Raw genomic sequence first — 787 nt, 5'->3', positions numbered from 1 at the left:
TTTATAACGAATGAAATATTCGCCAGCAGGCAGTGGTTTACTAGTTGTGAAGCTAAAAGAGCCATTTCCTTTGATGTTTGAAGAGCCATAGGAGGTTGTAGTACCATCTGGGAGGTATGTAACAATTGAATAGTACATGTAAGCTGTTTTCGTACTATGGTTCTGTGTCACATTAACTGTAACATAGCCAGGTGTAGTTACATTGAAGGTTGCAGAATTCCCGCTCGGATCATTTGATCCTAGGTTTGAGTAATCTTCTACTTGTTTGGTTGAAGCAGGTACAACCGTATTAGAAGTTTGTTGAGAACTTGCTGCTTCTGCCCCTGTTGGAATAACAAAAGATGCAGTGAGTAATGCAAGCAAAGCTGCTTGAGCAAACTTTTTCACATCTGTCATCTCCTAGTTTTCGGATTACACTAAATGTTACATGTATATACAAAATTTAACAACATTTTTCTGCAAGAAATACCTTATTTAATAGTTAAAACATGAATAAACTGACCCAACAATTGTTTGTTGTAGATACTCTGTAGTTCAACTTAACTTACTATTTCAAGTGGAGAATGGACAAGCAAGTTGCAGAGACGTTAGGGGGGGAACCTTATCTCGATGAAGATTTCACTGACTGGGCCACAGACGGTAATGGATGAGTGCCGAAGTTCTTCACGTCAGGGGAAGGAATGTTAAGACTAATCGAGGAAGCGCGGAAACAAGGCATTTTGATCGACATTGATACCAAAGCGTTGAAATGGCACCAATATAGGAAAAAAGAGGCCTTCTGGTGAAA

The 787-nt window shown here is 39.3% G+C and carries 1 protein-coding gene; it reads right to left on the bottom strand.

Annotation, left to right across the window (positions count from 1 at the left end):
- Positions 1–396, bottom strand: a 396-nt coding sequence (locus tag HP401_RS29495; protein ID WP_173607625.1) for a hypothetical protein, incomplete at its 3' end; no start/stop codon positions are given.
- Positions 397–787: the final 391 nt, after the last annotated feature.

This window comes from Brevibacillus sp. HB2.2, from assembly GCF_013284275.1.
In the GTDB taxonomy this organism is placed as follows: Bacteria; Bacillota; Bacilli; order Brevibacillales; family Brevibacillaceae; genus Brevibacillus; species Brevibacillus brevis_D.
This window is presented reverse-complemented; position numbering and strand designations above follow the sequence as displayed.